This is a genomic window from Bradyrhizobium barranii subsp. barranii (genome assembly GCF_017565645.3).
Classification (GTDB): domain Bacteria; phylum Pseudomonadota; class Alphaproteobacteria; order Rhizobiales; family Xanthobacteraceae; genus Bradyrhizobium; species Bradyrhizobium barranii.
Genome location: NZ_CP086136.1, coordinates 554,628 through 570,761 on the forward strand (window position 1 = coordinate 554,628; position 16,134 = coordinate 570,761).

The 16,134-nt window shown below is 61.4% G+C and carries 18 protein-coding genes and 2 pseudogenes; 9 read left to right on the forward strand and 11 right to left on the reverse strand.

Annotated features, from left to right (window positions below; translation table 11 throughout):
* The first annotated feature begins 69 nt into the window (after positions 1–69).
* The 3 genes and pseudogenes from J4G43_RS02645 to J4G43_RS02655 all read left to right on the forward strand — a co-directional run bounded on the left by J4G43_RS02645 (position 70) and on the right by J4G43_RS02655 (position 2,718).
* A complete protein-coding gene (locus J4G43_RS02645; protein WP_038953117.1) occupies positions 70–1,098 on the forward strand; it encodes an IS110 family RNA-guided transposase in 1,029 nt (342 codons plus the stop codon).
* 267 nt (positions 1,099–1,365) lie between these two features.
* Positions 1,366–2,071, forward strand: a pseudogene (locus J4G43_RS02650) (SOS response-associated peptidase); the annotation flags it as partial.
* A gap of 503 nt (positions 2,072–2,574) precedes the next feature.
* On the forward strand, positions 2,575–2,718 hold the full coding sequence (locus J4G43_RS02655; RefSeq protein WP_166346665.1) for a hypothetical protein: 144 nt from the start codon (positions 2,575–2,577) through the stop codon (positions 2,716–2,718).
* 165 nt (positions 2,719–2,883) lie between these two features.
* Here the strand turns inward: J4G43_RS02655 and J4G43_RS02660 are convergent, their stop codons facing one another.
* Complete coding sequence (locus J4G43_RS02660) at positions 2,884–3,159, reverse strand: hypothetical protein (protein WP_028153413.1); 276 nt, start codon at positions 3,157–3,159, stop codon at positions 2,884–2,886.
* Between the two features lie 504 nt (positions 3,160–3,663).
* On the opposite strand from J4G43_RS02660, the pseudogene J4G43_RS02670 reads away from it, so the two are divergent.
* Positions 3,664–3,812 (forward strand): annotated as a pseudogene (locus tag J4G43_RS02670) (SOS response-associated peptidase); the annotation flags it as partial.
* A gap of 3 nt (positions 3,813–3,815) precedes the next feature.
* Here J4G43_RS02670 and J4G43_RS02675 read toward each other — a convergent pair.
* From J4G43_RS02675 to ppk2, 3 genes are all read right to left on the reverse strand, one after another.
* Positions 3,816–4,427 (reverse strand): hypothetical protein, encoded by a 612-nt coding sequence (locus tag J4G43_RS02675; protein WP_155258101.1) that lies wholly within the window; start codon positions 4,425–4,427, stop codon positions 3,816–3,818.
* Positions 4,424–5,119, reverse strand: coding sequence for a VIT1/CCC1 transporter family protein (locus tag J4G43_RS02680; RefSeq protein WP_028153416.1), 696 nt, complete (start codon positions 5,117–5,119; stop codon positions 4,424–4,426). The genes J4G43_RS02675 and J4G43_RS02680 overlap by 4 nt, the downstream gene beginning before the upstream one ends.
* 176 nt (positions 5,120–5,295) lie before the next feature.
* Positions 5,296–6,003 (reverse strand): polyphosphate kinase 2, encoded by a 708-nt coding sequence (gene ppk2, locus J4G43_RS02685; protein ID WP_408581454.1) that lies wholly within the window; start codon positions 6,001–6,003, stop codon positions 5,296–5,298.
* 268 nt (positions 6,004–6,271) lie between these two features.
* On the opposite strand from ppk2, the gene J4G43_RS02690 reads away from it, so the two are divergent.
* A complete protein-coding gene (locus tag J4G43_RS02690; RefSeq protein ID WP_208083960.1) occupies positions 6,272–7,084 on the forward strand; it encodes a transglutaminase family protein in 813 nt (270 codons plus the stop codon).
* A 77-nt stretch (positions 7,085–7,161) separates the two neighbouring features.
* On the opposite strand, the gene J4G43_RS02695 is transcribed toward J4G43_RS02690, so the two are convergent.
* Together J4G43_RS02695 and J4G43_RS02700 are read right to left on the reverse strand one after the other, a co-directional pair.
* A complete protein-coding gene (locus J4G43_RS02695) occupies positions 7,162–7,536 on the reverse strand; it encodes a response regulator (protein WP_028153419.1) in 375 nt (124 codons plus the stop codon).
* The gene (locus tag J4G43_RS02700; RefSeq protein WP_208083961.1) at positions 7,529–8,581 is read right to left on the reverse strand and encodes an HWE histidine kinase domain-containing protein; all 1,053 of its coding nucleotides are present in this window, start codon (positions 8,579–8,581) and stop codon (positions 7,529–7,531) included. Before J4G43_RS02700 ends, J4G43_RS02695 begins: the two co-directional genes overlap by 8 nt.
* Before the next feature lie 199 nt (positions 8,582–8,780).
* On the opposite strand from J4G43_RS02700, the gene J4G43_RS02705 reads away from it, so the two are divergent.
* The 4 genes from J4G43_RS02705 (at position 8,781) to J4G43_RS02720 (ending at position 12,491) form a co-directional block, all read left to right on the forward strand.
* Positions 8,781–10,727, forward strand: a complete 1,947-nt coding sequence (locus tag J4G43_RS02705; RefSeq protein WP_166346656.1) for an ABC transporter ATP-binding protein/permease — start codon at positions 8,781–8,783, stop codon at positions 10,725–10,727.
* Positions 10,728–10,906: 179 nt separating this feature from the next.
* The gene (locus J4G43_RS02710; RefSeq protein WP_166346653.1) at positions 10,907–11,071 is read left to right on the forward strand and encodes a DUF3309 family protein; all 165 of its coding nucleotides are present in this window, start codon (positions 10,907–10,909) and stop codon (positions 11,069–11,071) included.
* Between the two features lie 196 nt (positions 11,072–11,267).
* A complete protein-coding gene (locus tag J4G43_RS02715) occupies positions 11,268–12,116 on the forward strand; it encodes an exopolysaccharide biosynthesis protein (RefSeq protein ID WP_207794629.1) in 849 nt (282 codons plus the stop codon).
* Between the two features lie 87 nt (positions 12,117–12,203).
* The gene (locus J4G43_RS02720; protein ID WP_049831911.1) at positions 12,204–12,491 is read left to right on the forward strand and encodes a DUF1330 domain-containing protein; all 288 of its coding nucleotides are present in this window, start codon (positions 12,204–12,206) and stop codon (positions 12,489–12,491) included.
* A 37-nt stretch (positions 12,492–12,528) separates the two neighbouring features.
* Here J4G43_RS02720 and J4G43_RS02725 read toward each other — a convergent pair whose 3' ends face one another.
* The 5 genes from J4G43_RS02725 to ku form a co-directional block, all read right to left on the reverse strand.
* Positions 12,529–13,731 (reverse strand): adenylate/guanylate cyclase domain-containing protein, encoded by a 1,203-nt coding sequence (locus J4G43_RS02725; RefSeq protein ID WP_224517669.1) that lies wholly within the window; start codon positions 13,729–13,731, stop codon positions 12,529–12,531.
* Complete coding sequence (locus tag J4G43_RS02730) at positions 13,691–13,864, reverse strand: hypothetical protein (protein WP_212491250.1); 174 nt, start codon at positions 13,862–13,864, stop codon at positions 13,691–13,693. The genes J4G43_RS02725 and J4G43_RS02730 overlap by 41 nt, the downstream gene beginning before the upstream one ends.
* Before the next feature lie 100 nt (positions 13,865–13,964).
* Positions 13,965–14,171 carry a hypothetical protein gene (locus J4G43_RS02735; protein ID WP_155258048.1) on the reverse strand — a complete coding sequence of 69 codons (207 nt, stop codon included), beginning with the start codon at positions 14,169–14,171 and terminating at the stop codon, positions 13,965–13,967.
* 108 nt (positions 14,172–14,279) lie between these two features.
* Positions 14,280–14,936: a phosphoribosylanthranilate isomerase gene (locus tag J4G43_RS02740; RefSeq protein WP_028152858.1), complete on the reverse strand. Its 657-nt coding sequence runs from the start codon at positions 14,934–14,936 to the stop codon at positions 14,280–14,282.
* A gap of 40 nt (positions 14,937–14,976) precedes the next feature.
* Positions 14,977–15,903 carry a non-homologous end joining protein Ku gene (ku, locus tag J4G43_RS02745; RefSeq protein ID WP_166346650.1) on the reverse strand — a complete coding sequence of 309 codons (927 nt, stop codon included), beginning with the start codon at positions 15,901–15,903 and terminating at the stop codon, positions 14,977–14,979.
* Positions 15,904–16,134: the final 231 nt, after the last annotated feature.

Here is a 16,134-nt window from a genome sequence, read left to right on the forward strand (position 1 = left end):
TGTGGACGGCCTCTCATCCCCACGGTTCTATGGCGCTCCGGCGTCATAGCTAGATGAGAGGAAAGTCTGATGAATCTTCCCATTCGTATCGGTATGGATACTTCCAAGTCGGTCTTCCAGCTTCACGGTGTTGACGAGAACGAGGCGGTAGTTGTCCGGCGGCAGTTTCGGCGAGCCGAGATGATCCGCTACTTCGAGCGCCTTCCGCCGGTCCTCGTCGCCATCGAGTCCTGCGGCAGTTCGCATCACTGGGCGCGCCTGCTGCAGTCGTTTGGTCATGAAGTGAAGCTGATCCCGCCCCAATATGTGAAGGCTTTCGTAAAGCGCGGCAAGAACGACGCGGCCGATGCCGAGGCGCTGTGCGAGGCGGTCACCCGGCCGAGTATGCGGTTTGTACCGGTGAAGTCAAAAGAACGGCAAGCGGCCTGCATGTTGATGACCGTGCGGGAACGCCTGGTCAGCGTGAAGTCCCAGCTTTCTAATGCCTTCAGGAGTTATGCGGCTGAGTTTGGCATCGTTGGCCCCGCCGGTCGGCAGAACGTCACGGCTCTTATCAAGCGGGTGCTCGAGGATGACAACTTACCGGAAATGGCGCGGGATCTCTTCCGCCTTCAAGCGGAGGAGTATGCCGCGGTCGAAGCCCGCCTGGCAAAGATCGAAGCCAAGCTGATGAAGTGGCATCGTGAGGATGATGTCAGCAGGCGGATCGCGACGATTCCCGGCGTCGGTCCGATTGGGTCGTCCATGCTAAGCATGAAGGCGCCCCCGCCGGAGACGTTCAGATCAGGCCGCGACTTCGCGGCTTGGCTCGGACTGACACCCAAGGATCACTCAACTGGCGGCCGGCAACGATATGGCGGTATCACAAAGGCCGGAGATTCAATGCTCCGATCGACGTTGATTGTCGGCGCGACTGCGCTGCTGAGGCACATTCGAAAGGGCCGTCATAAGCCGACACCCTGGCTCACTTCGCTGCTGGAGCGAAAGCCGCCGAAGTTGGTCGCGGTGGCCTTAGCCAACAAGTTCGCCCGTATCGCCTGGCGCTTGATGATATCGGGTGGCGTGTACAACCGGCCGGTAGCCGCCATGCCCATCTGATCTGAACTCGGTGTACCGGTCGAGATTGCTCGCCGGATAACCCACGAACTTGCAGGACGCAGTAGATGGAAGGTGGACCGATCGGTCGATACGCGCGAGCTTCCGTAGATTACACTGGCATCACGAATGTCGCCTATGTGCTTGGAGCGTGCGTAGCGAACACCATCTTGGCCAGCGGGCTTTGTCCGCGCAAACAGGCCGGACATCTGATAGCAAGCGATCTGGCCAGAAGTCTGCTATAATCCTGACAAGCGGGGGGCCGTCCACATCTGTAATCTCTACTCGATCACCACCAACCAGGCCGCCATCAGCGCGCTGTTCCGCGTCGTCAACCGATACGTCGGTAATCTTCCGGCGATGCCCGGCGTCTTTCCCGATTACACGGCGCCGATCGTGCGCAACGGCGCTGCAGGCCGGGAGCTGGCCTCGGCCCGCTGGGGTATGCCTTCGTCGTCGAAAGCGCTCATGGACGCGACGAAGAAGCGTGCGGAGAAGCTGCAGGCCAAGGGCAAGACCGTCGATTTCAAGGAATTGCTCCGGATGGAGCCTGACGGAGGCACCACCAACATCCGCAACGTGAAGAGCAAACACTGGACCCGCTGGCTGGGTCCGGAGCACCGCTGCGTGGTTCCGTTCAACAGCTTCAGCGAGTTCAACAAGGCCGAAGGCGGCGACATCTGGTTCGCGCTCGACGACACACGCCCGCTCCTTTGCTTCGCCGGCATCTGGACGAACTGGACGTCGGTCAGAAAGGTGAGGGAGGGCGAGACCACGAACGACCTCTACGCATTCCTGACGACCGAGCCGAACGCCGAGGTGGGCGCCATCCATCCGAAGGCGATGCCGGTGATCCTCACGACGCCCGAAGAGGTCGAGACCTGGATGACCGCGCCCGCGGAGGGAAGCCATGAAGCTGCAGCGGCCATTGCAGGATGGGAGGCTACGTATCGTCGCTCGCGGCGCCAAGGAAGACCCGCTTCCGCGACATGAAGCAATGAATGTCCCAATCAGAGCGGCATCGAGTAGGCGATGTCGGAGTTCGACCAGATCTCGCGTCACCGAATTTACCTGCCCTCTGAACAGCGGGATGAAGCGCTCCGCCCTCCAAATTCCGACGTTTTTTCGCTTCGAGATTCACAAGGAATCACTGATGCTTGGCGGTGGGACAGGCGTGAGCTAACCCCCTGATATCCCCCGCTTTCCACCATATTTAGTATTTGATTCAGGAACTCACACTAATTCTTGACGCGCATTACGGCAGCACCGTAACTTGCATGGAACTGAAACAGCGAAGCCGCCTAGGGCGGCAACCCGAAGCGGCTTCAAAGTTTCAGCCTGCCATTCACCCTGGGACGGGTCAGGCAGGTCGATGGGTAGTGAGAAGGGCTTCATAGAATCGAAGTCTTACCGATCGGTCAAGCCCGTCCTTTTCATCGCATCGGGGGTATTCCCGATCATCGTGAAGGACTGACTGAAATGGCTACCAAGCAAAGCTCCCCGAAACTCTCCACCCTCGCGTCTCGCGTACTCAGCGGCGATAAGAAGCCGACGATCGCGGACTCGAAGAAGCTCGCAGCATCCGTGCTGTCGCAGGACGAGAAGAAGGGCCAGCGCAAGTAAGAAAAGGTGCCGGCGGCAACGCCGGCACCACTCTTGATCGTCGATCAATCGAGACGCGACGGCGGCAGGCTTTCTTCCCAATTAGCTCTAGCTCTGACCATGCGAATCCCTTCTTCGTGCTAACCGCCTGCACCGGGCGTTCCGTTCACGGATCATTTTCGGTCCTCACGTGAGGAGGGGCGCGATCACGTAGACGGCCACGGCCGTTCCGAGACAGCGCCGCCATGGATTCACGCCACGGACGATCTCGTCGGCGGCCCAAACGAGAAGCCCGCTCTTCAACACCACCGTCAGGGCGACGCTGATCTTGCCTGCGGAGGGCCAAATCCAGAGCAGAATGCCCACCGCGATGACGATCCATAAGACGAGATTGGGCCATTGAGCGATCGTGATCGCGCCGGTTTCGCGATTGCGGAAGAACCAATTCAGGATTTGGCGCACGATCGCGGCTCTCCGGCTGCCAACACGCCACGTCGGAACGCGCCGGTGGCTGGGGGCGAACTGCGGCGGCGGGCACGTGTTCCGAAGCTGAACGTTTGCCCAGCCGCGCCACAACAGGACGAACGCGTTCGAACTGAACCCACGCGCCGCGAAAACGCCGTGAATCGCTCGATTCTCAGGTACCTTACGGCGCACGTTTGTGCGACAGGGAAGCGACCGGATCGCAAAACCTCGAGTCCTGATGCTGCAAGCCCCGATGGATCTGGCCGCGATGGCCGAGGCCTCAGCCTTTCGCCCGATTACCGGGTCCTGCGCTCCTTGGTTGCCCGACCGGCGTATATCCCGACCACGGGGCAGGAGATCAGGACCGGCGTCCTGCTCGACACCGAGACGACCGTCCTCGATCATGCAAAGGACGAGATCATCGAGCTCGGGATGGTCAAGTTCGACTACACGCCGGACGGCCGGATCGTCGGCGTCAGAGATACGTTCTCCGCCTTCACGATGCCGGTGATCCTGACCAGCCGGACGAGGCCGAGACCTGGATGACCGCGCCGGCCTACGAAGCGCTGAAGCTGCAGCGGCCTCTCCGGGACGGGGCGCTGCGGATCGTCGCCCGCGGCGTGAAGGAAGATCCCGCGCCGGCCGCCTGAGCCTCAGCGGTTCTTTTCGCAATCCATCAGCTTCTGGACGACTGCCGAGCTGTCGACCACTTTGCCGTCGCGGCTGAGCGGCACATGCGCCGCCTTGCGCCCTACCGCGTCGGTGACCTCGATGACTTGGGGCATGGTGTCCGGATATTCGCCGGCGTGCTCCCGGGTCTCGATCCGATAGCCCTCGAACCGCATGTCGCTGCCGTCCATTCCGGGATCCTGTGGCCGCTTCTCGGGCGGCATCGGCGGCAGGTCTGGCTCGGCTGAATTCTTCGGATGAGGGCTCCAAGGAGGCGCTCCTCGCTGAAGCAAGCGCCGCAGTTCGTCGACGGCCTCTCCGCGCATTTCGAGCTCCTCGACGGCCGCAACGACCTGGTCGCGATCGAGCACGTCCAGAAGATCGTTGATGGTCCGCTCGCAATTCCGCTCGCCCGGCTCCACGTAGCGCGCCAGGATGGTCTGTCCCCGCTCGACGGCTTCCGGCACCTGCTTCTCGGCATCTAAAATTTGCGCCCGCCCAGTGTAGGCGACGGGAGGAGGAAACTTCGAGGGCGCATAATGCCAGGGAAGCTGGAAGACCGCGTGAGGCGGCGTCGTAAGTGCCGCGACGCTCACACAACCTTGCCTACAACTGCGCCAATTCCGGCCGTCAGTCCCATCGCACAGGCCCCCCAAAATGTCACTCGTATGGTTGGCTTCAACAGGCCGGCGCCTCCTGCCTTAGCGCCGATCGCGCCGAGCAGCGACAGGAAGACCAGAGAACCTGCAGCGACGGCCGGGATCAACACATTGGACGGCGAGACCAGGACAAGCGCAAGCGGCGCTACCGCTCCGACGGAGAAGGTCGCGGCCGATGCCAACGCGGCCTGTACGGGACGAGCGGTGCTGATTTCCGAAATGCCAAGTTCAACCCGGGCGTGCGCACCCAGGGCGTCACTAGCCATCAATTGCATCGCAACCTCGCGGGCGAGACCGGCCTCGACGCCTCGCGCGACATAAATCTGAGCAAGCTCTTCCCTCTCAGACACCGGATCGCCTGCCAGTTCGCGCTTCTCACGCGCGAGGTCAGCATGTTCCGTATCGGACTGCGAACTGACTGAAACATATTCGCCAGCCGCCATGGACATGGCGCCCGCAACCAGCCCGGCGATCCCGGTCAAGAGAACGTCGCTTCGGGAAGCGGCAGCCGACGCCACTCCCAGGATAAGACTAGCGGTTGATATGATCCCATCATTGGCGCCGAGCACGGCTGCTCTCAACCAGCCGATGCGCGCAACGAGGTGGGTCTCTTTATGGAGGCGGCTCATCTGTCAAATACTCTCTTGACCGCTGTTACCTGGGTTGGGGAGGCCGGTTGAAGAGTTTGCTAACGGCAAATAGCCGAGGCGTCATTCAATCTCGTGATTTTCGATCACGATCACCGCTCAGGTGCTTGATGATCGACTCCTTTACGGCTTCCGCGATGATCTAAATCAACAGAGTTCTAAGCCTCGATCAGCCCGTGCTCATAACCGGCTTTATCGTAAGGAAACACGACGGCCGGATCGGGTCTGTGGAGGCGACGGTGCTTTCCCGGATAGTTCAGCCGCCACAGCATGTCGCGAATGATATTAAGTCGCGCATGTTCCTTGTCGCCGGCCCGGACCAAGGTCCAGGGCGAGGTGACGGTGTGCGTCCGCTCCAGCATCTTGTCCCGTGCTTCGGAATAGGCCTTCCAATACTTCTGCGCCTTGGCATCGATGGGGCTCAGCTTCCATTGCTTCAGGGGATCCCTTTGGCGGTCGGCGAGCCGTCGCTTCTGCTCCTGTTTCGAAATATCGAGGTAGTACTTGAGCAGGGTAATACCCGAACGCTCGATCATTGCCTCGAAAGCCGGCACGGTCTCGAGGAATTCCTCGGTTTCCTCCTTGGAGCAGAAGCCCATGACACGCTCGACTCCGGCACGGTTGTACCAACTGCGATTGAACAGCACGATCTCTCCTGCCGCCGGCAAGTGCGAAACGTGACGCTGGAAGTACCATGAGCATTGTTCCCGATTGCTCGGCGGGCCCAGCGCCACGACGCGGGTGTCGCGCGGGCTTAGATGCTCGACGATCGACTTGATGGTGCCATCTTTGCCGGCGGCGTCGCGACCTTCGACGATGACGAGGACACGCTGTCCGCGCTCAATCACGGAGCGCTGCAACTTCACGAGCTCGATCTGCAGCAGGTTCAGCAGCGCGTGATACCTGTGGCGGCTCAAATGTTTCGGAAGCGGTGGCCGGTTCTTCATGGCGTGTTCCTCCTGGTCGCCTCAGGTTTCAGTCATCTGGAGCGACATTTGCATGGGCTCGTCAACTCGGCCAAACTTCCCGACGGGGACCGCCGGACAAGGGGCATGGCCAGAGGCTGACCGATCGGAGCTTCGTTGATTACGCTTAAAGGTTCTTCACACGACGACATATCGCTTCAACGAATCCGTGCGCCTGTTGCCGCACCGTCTGATGCTTCGGCCGCGCGAAAGCCGCGAGCTTCGTCTGATGTCGAGCAACGTCACGGTGACGCCGCCTGCGACCTTGACCTGGGCGCACGATGTGTACGGCAATACAATCGCGACGGCCACGTTTCAGATGACGGCCTCCAGCCTGGTGATCGCGAGCGTCGCTGAGCTTCAGCTCGACGCGGTCGCATGGCCGGTGTTCGATATCGCGGTCTCCGCGATGTCGTACCCGTTCCGCTATTCCGATGACGATTGGACCGATCTCGGCGCCCTCGCTCTCCCCCAGTTCTCGGACCCGGCCGGTGCTCTGCGAAATTGGGCACAAATGTTCGTTCGAGGAAGTCGGACGGACACGCTGTCGCTTCTAAAGGACCTCAGCACCGGCGTGTCTGAAGCTGTCCGGTATCAGAGCCGCGAGGATGAGGGCACCCAAACGCCGGTAGAAACCCTAAATCGCGGCTGGGGGTCATGCCGGGATTTCGCGGTGCTGTTCACCGAAGCGGCACGCATGCTCGGGTTCGGAGCAAGAATCGTCTCCGGCTATCTCTACAATCCGGAACAACGGAGCATCGGATCGAGCGGCGCGGGATCAACCCATGCGTGGGCGGAGGTCTTCCTGCCTGGAGCCGGCTGGATCACGTTCGACCCGACGAACCGCAGCCTCGGCGGCTTCAATCTGATCCCGGTCGCGGTTGCGCGCGATATCCGCCAGACGATCCCGGTGTCCGGCAGCTTCGTCGGTAGCACCGGCGCTTTCGCCGGGATGTCCGTAGAAGTTTTCGTCACGTCCTAGATCGACCTGGGGCGGATTGCCGATCGGCCATAGCCAATTGATCCCCGCTGACGACAACCTGACAATCATCGAGCCTGTCACGCGATCGGCGCGAGCTTGAGGCGGGTAAGTATCGCGACCAGGTCTTCAAGTTTGAAGGGCTTCTTCAGCACAACCTTGTCGGGGTTGCTGTCTTTGACGCTTTGACCGGTGTTGCCGGTGGAATAGGCGAACGGAACTCCGCGCGCAAAGAGCGCCTCCGCTACCGGATAGCTATCGTCGCCGTTCAGGTTCATGTCGAGCAGCGCGACGTCGAAGGTCTGTGCTTCAATCAGCGCCAGCGCCTTGTCGACCGTCGCGGCCGAAGTCACCGACTTGCAGCCGAGGTCGGCAAGCATGTCTTCAATCATCATGACAATCAGCATCTCATCCTCGACCACGAGGACTCGCCGGCCGCAAAGCAACTCATCCACCAGGGACACCTCTTGGAAACGGAATGACCATCGTGCAGATAAGCCCGCTCGGCCGATAGTCCAGTTGCACCTCACCTTCCAGCTCGTGAGCGAGGCCGCGCTCGAGCACGCGCGAGCCAAATCCCTTGTGTGCCGGCGGCGCGACGGGGGGACCGCCTCTCTCGCTCCAGCTCAGCACGAGCCTTTTCCCGGCCGGTGTCGTCTCCGCCGTCCACGAGATCTGGATTGATCCGACCGCGTTGGACAACGCACCGTATTTCACGGCATTGGTCGCAAGTTCGTTGAACGCAATACCAAGGGCCAAAGCTGATTTCGGTGGAAAGCGGACGTTCTCCCCCGTGATCACAATGCGATCCGCCCGTCCGCCGGAGACCCCGAACGGTTCCAGCGCATCGTGAGCGATATCGAGCAGGCCGGCACTCTCCCATTTCTCGCGGGTCAGCAGGTCGTGCGACCGGGAGAGCGCGGACAACCGGGATTCGATGGATTGTCGAATTTGTTCGGGGTCGGTCGTCGTTCGCAACGTCTGCCAGACGATCGATTGCACCGTGGAAAGGGTATTCTTGACGCGATGGTTCAGCTCGTCGATCAGCATCCTGGATCGAGCTTCATCTTCCTTGAGCTTGGTGAGATCAATCAGGGATGCAAAATATTGAACGACGTCGCCACCTTCATCGCGCACCGGACTGACGAAAACCGCGGCCCAGAATTCGCTGCCATCCTTGCGGCGGCAGAACACTTCGGCGCCGTTGGACGACCCCTCGAACTCGGCCTTGGCTCGCGTCAAGGCCTCGACATCCGAACCGCCGGCCATCAGGAAGTTGAAGTCTTTTCCGAGCACTTCCTCCCGGTCATACCCGGTCAGAGCGAGAAGACTGTCGTTGGCGAAGATGATCGGGTTGTCGGGTTTTGCCGCATCCGTGAACAGCATGGGCATTCGGGTCGTTTCAGCGGCGACGACAAACGGGCCGAGGTCTTTCCGAAAGCCATCGACTTCGGCTTCGGCACCTTTCTGCCGGTCAGACTTTTCCGTTATCTCTGGCATGTCCCCGGTCGATCGATGCGCTTTGCAGGCAAGGCCGTGATCACGGTCCTGCAGGCTACTTCCTGAAACAAGCGCTTTGGTGATAGCATAATGGTCATGCCACCGGGGAACTCATTGCGGTGGGTCAAGATCCCGATCGCCCGGGCCTGCTTAGCTGATCCGGTGATTCCCGGCTGATGAAACAGGGTGACGCGGGCGCATGAAGGCTGACGTTGCATCACCTGCGGCTCCCGAGGCCGTTGCCCCACCGGCGGAGGCAATTCCGAAGCTGCCGCAGGCCGCAGATCCTCTGCTCCCGATCATGCCGGACGCGACGGCAAGACCTCCTCTCGCGGACGCGCTCATCAAAGCTGCGCCAGTACAAGATTTCAATCTTGCCCGGGACCTGGGCGTATTCGCGCGGGTTCGCGCCGAAGGCGGACGGCGCGTGGTAGCGATCTTCGCTGCCTCGACGGTCGTCACCATTGCCAATATGTTTGGACAAGTCCAGCTCAATGACTGGAACGGCCGGTTCTTCGACGCCGTCGGCCGCAAGGACCTGTCGGGCTTCCTCCATGACCTCTGGACGTTCGTTGTCATCGTCGTGATTTTGCTGGCGCTCACGGTCGCAAACACCTTTCTTCAGGAACGCCTGAAGTTTCGACTGCGGGAATGGATTACGCGTCACCTCCTGGCCGAGTGGCTCAAGCCATTGCGCGTCTATCAGCTCGGCTTTGCTGGCGAATATGGACACAACCCGGACCAGCGCATCCAGGAGGATACGCGCCTCTTGGGCGACTACACCGCCGACCTCGGATGCGGCATGGTCTATTCCCTGCTTCAGCTCATCGCTTTCGTCGGCATGCTTTGGACCCTATCGGCGCAAGTCACGTTCCAGGTCGCGGGCTACGACATCGCCGTTCCCGGTTACATGGTCTGGTGTGCGCTCGCTTACGCCTTGACCGGGTCCGCACTGACCTGGATCGTAGGGCGGCCGCTGATTGCCCTGAACGGCGAGCGATATGCGCGTGAGGCGGAATTCCGCTTCGCGCTCGTTCGGGTCAACGAATCCGGCGAGAGCATTGCGTTGCATGGCGGCGAAACGGACGAACGACGGCATCTCGAGGCCGCGCTCGCGGCCGTCGTGGACACGATGCGACGGATATCCTCCTCGCTCGCTCACCTGACGTGGATCACATCGGGCATCGGCTGGCTGTCGTTGGTCGTTCCGATACTGGTGGCAGCACCGGCCTATTTCGGCGGCAGCCTGACGCTTGGCGGCCTGATCATGGTGGCGGGCGCGTTCACCCAGGTACAGCTCGCGTTGCGATGGTTCGTCGACAATTTCTCGCGCCTCGCCGATTGGCGCGCGGCGGTCCATCGGGTCGCGCGCTTTCGCGAAGCGCTCGACAATCTCCCTGCGATCGAACAGGGCGCCGAGGAGATCAAACGCGCTCTGCATCCGGAGGGACATCTCGCTTTCGAGGCCGTCCGCATCCTCTTGCCGGACGGACATATCGTCATCGATGACGCGACGGTCCATATCACCCCTGGCGAGCGTGTCCTGATTGTCGGCGACACCGGAAGAGGAAAATCGACACTGTTTCGCGCCGTGGCAGGCCTTTGGCCATGGGGTTCCGGGACAATCCTCACGCCTCCGCTCGAGTCGATGGCATTCCTGCCGCAGCGCCCTTATCTGCCGCTGGGTACGTTGCGCAACGCCCTCAGCTATCCGAGCCCCGTCGACGCCTTCCCCGAAGCGAATGTTCGCCAAGCTCTTGCCCGCTGCGATCTCGGCGATCTCGTTCCCAAGCTCGACACGATCGAGCGCTGGGACAAGGAGCTTTCGCTTGGCGAGCAGGAGCGCCTCGCTTTTGCGCGCCTTCTCCTGCACAAGCCGGCATGGGTCTTTCTGGACGAAGCGACGGCCGCGCTCGACGAAGACAGCCAGCACCGCGTTATGGCTCTGTTCGACGATGAGCTGAAGCAGACCACCGTGCTGAGCATTGGTCACCGCCCGGATCTGGCCGTCTATCACACCCGAACGCTTCAGCTTGTTCATGGACGTGACGGTGACCGCCTCAAACTCAAACCGCCGCCTGCGCCACCTCCGCCTCGACGCTGGCTGCAGCGGCTCGACGACTGGCTGCTAACTATCCGGCCATAATGGGCCGCTTCTGAACGCCTGCATCTTTGATTTGAGGCAAGCAGGCTTTGCTACTTCGCGACAGGATGAGTGCCTTACTGGGAACTTGCTTGGGATCGGCCGCTGGCCGCGCAAGTTCGAGGCGCAATGACGTCGCGACCAAACCGCAAAGGGAATCTATCGAAAAGGGAGCTATCGAAATGTCGATCGGGACCATCGTTCTAATCATTCTGATCATCGCGCTGCTGGGCGGCTTCAGTGGGATCGGTGGCGGTCCGTTCTACGGTACTGGCTACTACGGCGGCGGAGGTCTTGGTCTTGTGATTGTCATTCTGCTGATCTTGCTTTTGCTCGGCAAACTTTGACCCAGCGGTGGCCGGCGAGGGTTGGAATGCGGCCCCATCCCATGGGTTGGTGAGATGCCTCTGCCTTGTTCGCTCGCCATGGCGCGGCGGAGGTGGTTGATCCAATCCATTGCGGTCGGCCCTGAAGCAAGAGAGGAGGTCCAACCTGAAGCAGGCGCTACCCGCGGACGCCACAGCGTTTGTCCCCGCCTCGGTCTTGCTGCAGCGACTGCACGACGAGGCGCCGGTAGATCACTTTACCCTGGGTTGGCTGATGAGCCGCATGCACAAGCGCTCCTTCGGCCTCATCATGCTATTGCTCGGTGTGGTCGCTGTTGCACCGGGTGTCTCGATCGTTGCGGGCCTGCTGCTCATGATCCCCGCGTTCCAGATGATCCTGGGCCACAACATGCCGGTGTTCCCGCGCCGCATCGCCGCCCGTCCATTGCCCACACGGCACCTTGCTGCTCTGGTGCAGCGCGCCGTGCCCGTGCTGAGGTCTCTCGAGAAGCTCATTCATCCCCGCTGGCCGACTCCGTTCGACGCGACCAAGCGTCTCGTCGGCGCCGTCGTCGTGCTCCTGAACGTTGCCCTGCTGTTCACGCCGGTCCCTCTCAGCGACGTCGTTCCCGCCCTGGTGATCGCGCTGATCTCACTGGCTTATCTCGAAGAGGATGGACGGACTCCTGCTCTCGATTGCGCTGCTGGCCAGCGTCGTTGTGCTGGCGGTCGAATTAGCGGCAGTCTGGGAGACCGTCCTCGGCGCGAAATGGATCTTTGCCCTCTGGTATTAGCCCGGCTGCGACTGAATGCGCTCGGCCTGCCCGCTTTCGGTGCGCCGAGGCAAGCTGCTTGGGTCATTAGGTCAACTTCGTTGACGCGCTCTCTTGCTGACGGGCTTCATCGTCATTGCCCGCCTTTCCGCTCTTGCATGCTTGGCCCCTGGGGACACTTGCCCCGAGTGCGCTGCCGACGATTGACGACAACCGCAGCTGCACCTTCAGAGGTTCAGCCGTCACGCGCTTCCAGGATGAGTTCGCCGCCGGCAGTCCCCAGTTATCTGTGACAAGGGACTACAAGTGGGACGAGCCCCAAGAAGCATGCTAGGCTGCACGTCTTCTGCTCTCAGCATCATTGCCACGAGAGGTTGATTATGCCCGCTTATTTTATTGTCCAAAACACCATCAAGGACGAAGCGCAGTACCAGAAATACGTGCAGGCCGTCGTGCCGTTCATAGCCAGCTTTGGCGGAAAGCTTGTAGCCAGACGAGCGAAGGTGGAGGTGCTGGAAGGCGAACACGATCAGCGCCCCGTCGTCATGTTCGAGTTTCCCGACATGGAGGCGATCCACGCATTCTGGAATTCGCCGGACTACGTTCCGATCAAGAAACTGCGCGAGGGTATAGCCACCATGAACATCTGGGCTTTTCCCGGCGCCTGATCGGTGCACAACAGGTGGCTGGTGGCGGGCGCAGAGGCTAACCGGTGGCCGCGAACAGATCCCATTTGCCCGGCAGCCCCTTCAATTCGTACGAACCGCGCTCGCCGAACCGCAGTCCCGCGCCCGCGACGAGATCGGTCACAACTCGCGAAACCAGCACCTCGTCTGGCGCGGATTGCGACATGACGCGGGCCGCCGCGTGGACGGCGATGCCCCCAATGTCGCTGCCCCGCATCTCGATCTCGCCAGTATGCAGACCAGCGCGTACCGGCAAGCCGATCTGACGGGCGGCACTGCTGAACGACAGCGCGCACCGGATCGCACGACCTGGCCCGTCGAAGGTGGCGAGCACGCCGTCCCCGGTGGTCTTCACCAGATTGCCTCGATGCCGGTCGATGAACTGACGCGCAAGCGCGTCGTGCTCGTCGAGGCGGCCCCGCCACCGCTGGTCGCCTATTTCGGCCGCCTGCCGCGTGGAGTCGACGATGTCGGTGAACATGACGGTCGCGAGAATGCGCTCGAGATCGGTGTCGCCCGCCTGGCGATGGCCGGTCACGAATTCCTCGATGTCGCCGACCAGGGTCTCGGTGTCCCCGGTCCAGAATGCGTGATCTCCGGACGGATACTCGATGTACTTCGCCCCGGGTATTCCCGCCGCCATCTTACGGCCCAGCGCTACCGGCACTTGGGCGTCGGTCGCCCGATGCAGAATCAAGGTCGGGGCGCGGACACACGGAAGGATGGCATTCACGTCTATCCGGCGATTGGAAATTATGTAGGACCTGATGGCGCCCGGACTGCACGCCAGCTTTTCGAACTTCGCAATGCGCGCGGCCGCGTCCGGATTCGAGGCCTCGCTCGCGAACACGTTCGCCAGGAAGCTTCCGCTGCCCCAGCGCTTGACGAGGTTCGCCAGCCTTTCATCGGCCTCTGCAGGGGAAAAGCTCGGCGGAAACAGGTCGGCGATGCGGGCAAGGCCGCCGAAAAGAACCAGGTGGGAGACGCGATCTGGATAGGTCGTCGCGAACAGAACGCTCATGGAAGCGCCCTCGGAGAAACCGACCAACACGGCCCGTCGCGATCCGATTGCGTCCATCACCGCCCGGACGTCGTCGATGCGGTCCTCGAGCGAAGGCACATCGGCAAGCCTGTCGGACAGGCCTTGTCCTCTCTTGTCGAAAGTGACGACCCTCGAGAACCTAGCCATCCGGCGGAGGATTTGCGTGTAGCCGGGCAGCATGCTGGTAATCGATATGCGAGATGATGCCAGGGACCAGGATGATGTCGACAGGGCCGCTGCCCATGACCTGGTAGGCGATGCTGAAATCGCCGCTCTGCGCATATTGCGTCTCGGGCAATGCAAGTTCAGCCATGGCCAGCCCCGCTATGACGTCGCGGGGACTGAGTATTGGTCAGATCGTGGATGAGAGCAACTGGGGCGCGAGCATCCGAGGCGGGATCGTTGGCAAGTGACTAGACCGTCTCTTCCGCCCCGCTGCGCTCGCGGCCGGACACCCGCAGGCGAGTGAGTTCAATCCACGCCAGCGCAGCGTTGATCCATCTCTGCCGTTCGGCTCCATCGGCTTCAGCGGCGAGCTTCATCGCCGCAACTGCCTCATGCTCGGGGTCGTACTCGGTCTCCATCGGGCGGAAATATAATCGCAGATCGTAAACGATCACGCGTCGATGGCACCGTAGGAATCCGGGGCCGCCGCAGAAACCGGGGCCGTGATCCTATGGCTCGGGAAGTACCACGCCCGTCAGCTCGCCCAGTTTGGATAAGAGCGATCAGCCGTTCTTCGCGGCGCGATTGAAAGCTTGGACCTTCACCAGGTCTTTCGAGTGGGTGCCCTCGCTGTCGGTCTTCGTTTTTGAATCCACGCCGGCAGGTTGTACCGACCGGATAGCCTCTTTGACATTGTCCGGCCCCAGTCCGCCGGCGAGTATTACCGGAGTCCGAACGGTCTCGACGATCGTTCGGCTGATGCTCCAATCATGCGTGACGCCCTGCGCACCGATTTGAGGATCGCCAACGCGATGACTATCAAGCAGGATCCATTCGACAATTCCATCGTAGGCGCGCGCCACCTGCAGCGCCTCGGGTCCTGTCACAGGTACGCTACGCATGAACCTGACACCTGGCAAAGACCTTCGGAGAGCCGAGACATGGTCGGGGGCAAGCAACTCATTCGAAGCACCGAGGTGCACGATAGGCGGGCGGAGCTCCCTGGCCATCCGTTCGATCATCGCGACATCCGGCGAGAGGAACAGCGCCGAGAGTAAGGACGGCCCCCTGATAGCTTCCATAACCGCGGCCGCTTCGGAAACCGGAAGCTCCCGGGGGAAAGCGCCATCCCCGACAAGCACGCCGACATGATCGACGCCGATTGCGGATATTGCTTCGGCTTCGGCGGGCGTCGCAACTTCGTAGATCTGCGTCAGCATTGTTCGACACCGACTCTGATTAGGCAGATGAGATTGAAGATCAGGCCGACTTGCGCCTCGCCCCAGCCGCCGGCTTTTTCGCCGCCGCATCCTTCGCCGGCTTCTTGCCGGCAATCGACATCAGCATCTCCTTCTGGCCCGCAGCAGCCTTCCGCGGCTTCTTAGCGGGCTTCCCGGCCTTCGCCGGCGCGGCCTCCTGACCAACGCTCCGACGCAGCGCCTCCATCAGGTTGACCACGTTGGTCGCGGCAGGCTTTTCCTTCGGCGTGATCGGCTTGCCGGCGCGCTTCTGATTGATGAGCTCGATCAGCGCGGTCTCATAGTGGTCCTCGAATTTTTCGGGGTCGAACCGGCCGGCTTTCTGGTTCACGATGTGCCTGGCGAGATCGAGCATGTCCTTGGTCACTTTGACGTCCTGGATCTCGTCGAAATACTCCTGCTCGCTGCGCACTTCGTACGGGTAGCGCAGCAGCGTGCCGACCAGCCCCTTGTCCATCGGCTCGAGCGCGATGATATGCTCGCGGTTGGTCAGCACCACCCGGCCGATCGCGACCTTGTCCATCTCGCGGATGGTCTCGCGGATCACGGCGAAGGCGTCGTGGCCGACCTTGCCGTCCGGGCGGATGTAGTAGGGCCTGATCAGATAGCGCGGGTCGATATCGGTCTTGTCGACGAATTCGTCGATCTTGATGGTGCGCGTGGATTCAAGTGCGATCTCCTCGAGCTCCTCCTTGGTCACCTCGATGAACTGGTCCTTCTCGAGCTGGTAGCCCTTGACGATATCCTCGTTCGGCACCTCATCGCCGGTGTCGGCATCGACCTTCAGGTACTTGATCCGATGTCCGGTCTGCCGGTTGAGCTGGTTGAAGGAGATCTTCTCGCTCTCCGAGGTGGCCGGATACAGCACCACCGGACAGGTGACGAGGGACAGACGCAGGAAGCCTTTCCAGTTCGCGCGGGGGGCCATGGTGAACGCAACGCTCCAGGGTACGGGACACGGACTCAAGACGAACGGCAGCAGCCGGTTCCGACAGGGAGCCCTGCCAGCGCGTGATTTTCATCCTTGCCAACCGTGCCCAACAAGCGAACTTTCGCGGTCTGTTCGCTAGGCACATATTCCTTGATGTCTCGCAAGGGTCGCCGGGTCACGGACTTCGGCGCGTGTCGGATTCCGTAGGCCGCACCATGGTTTGCTTCG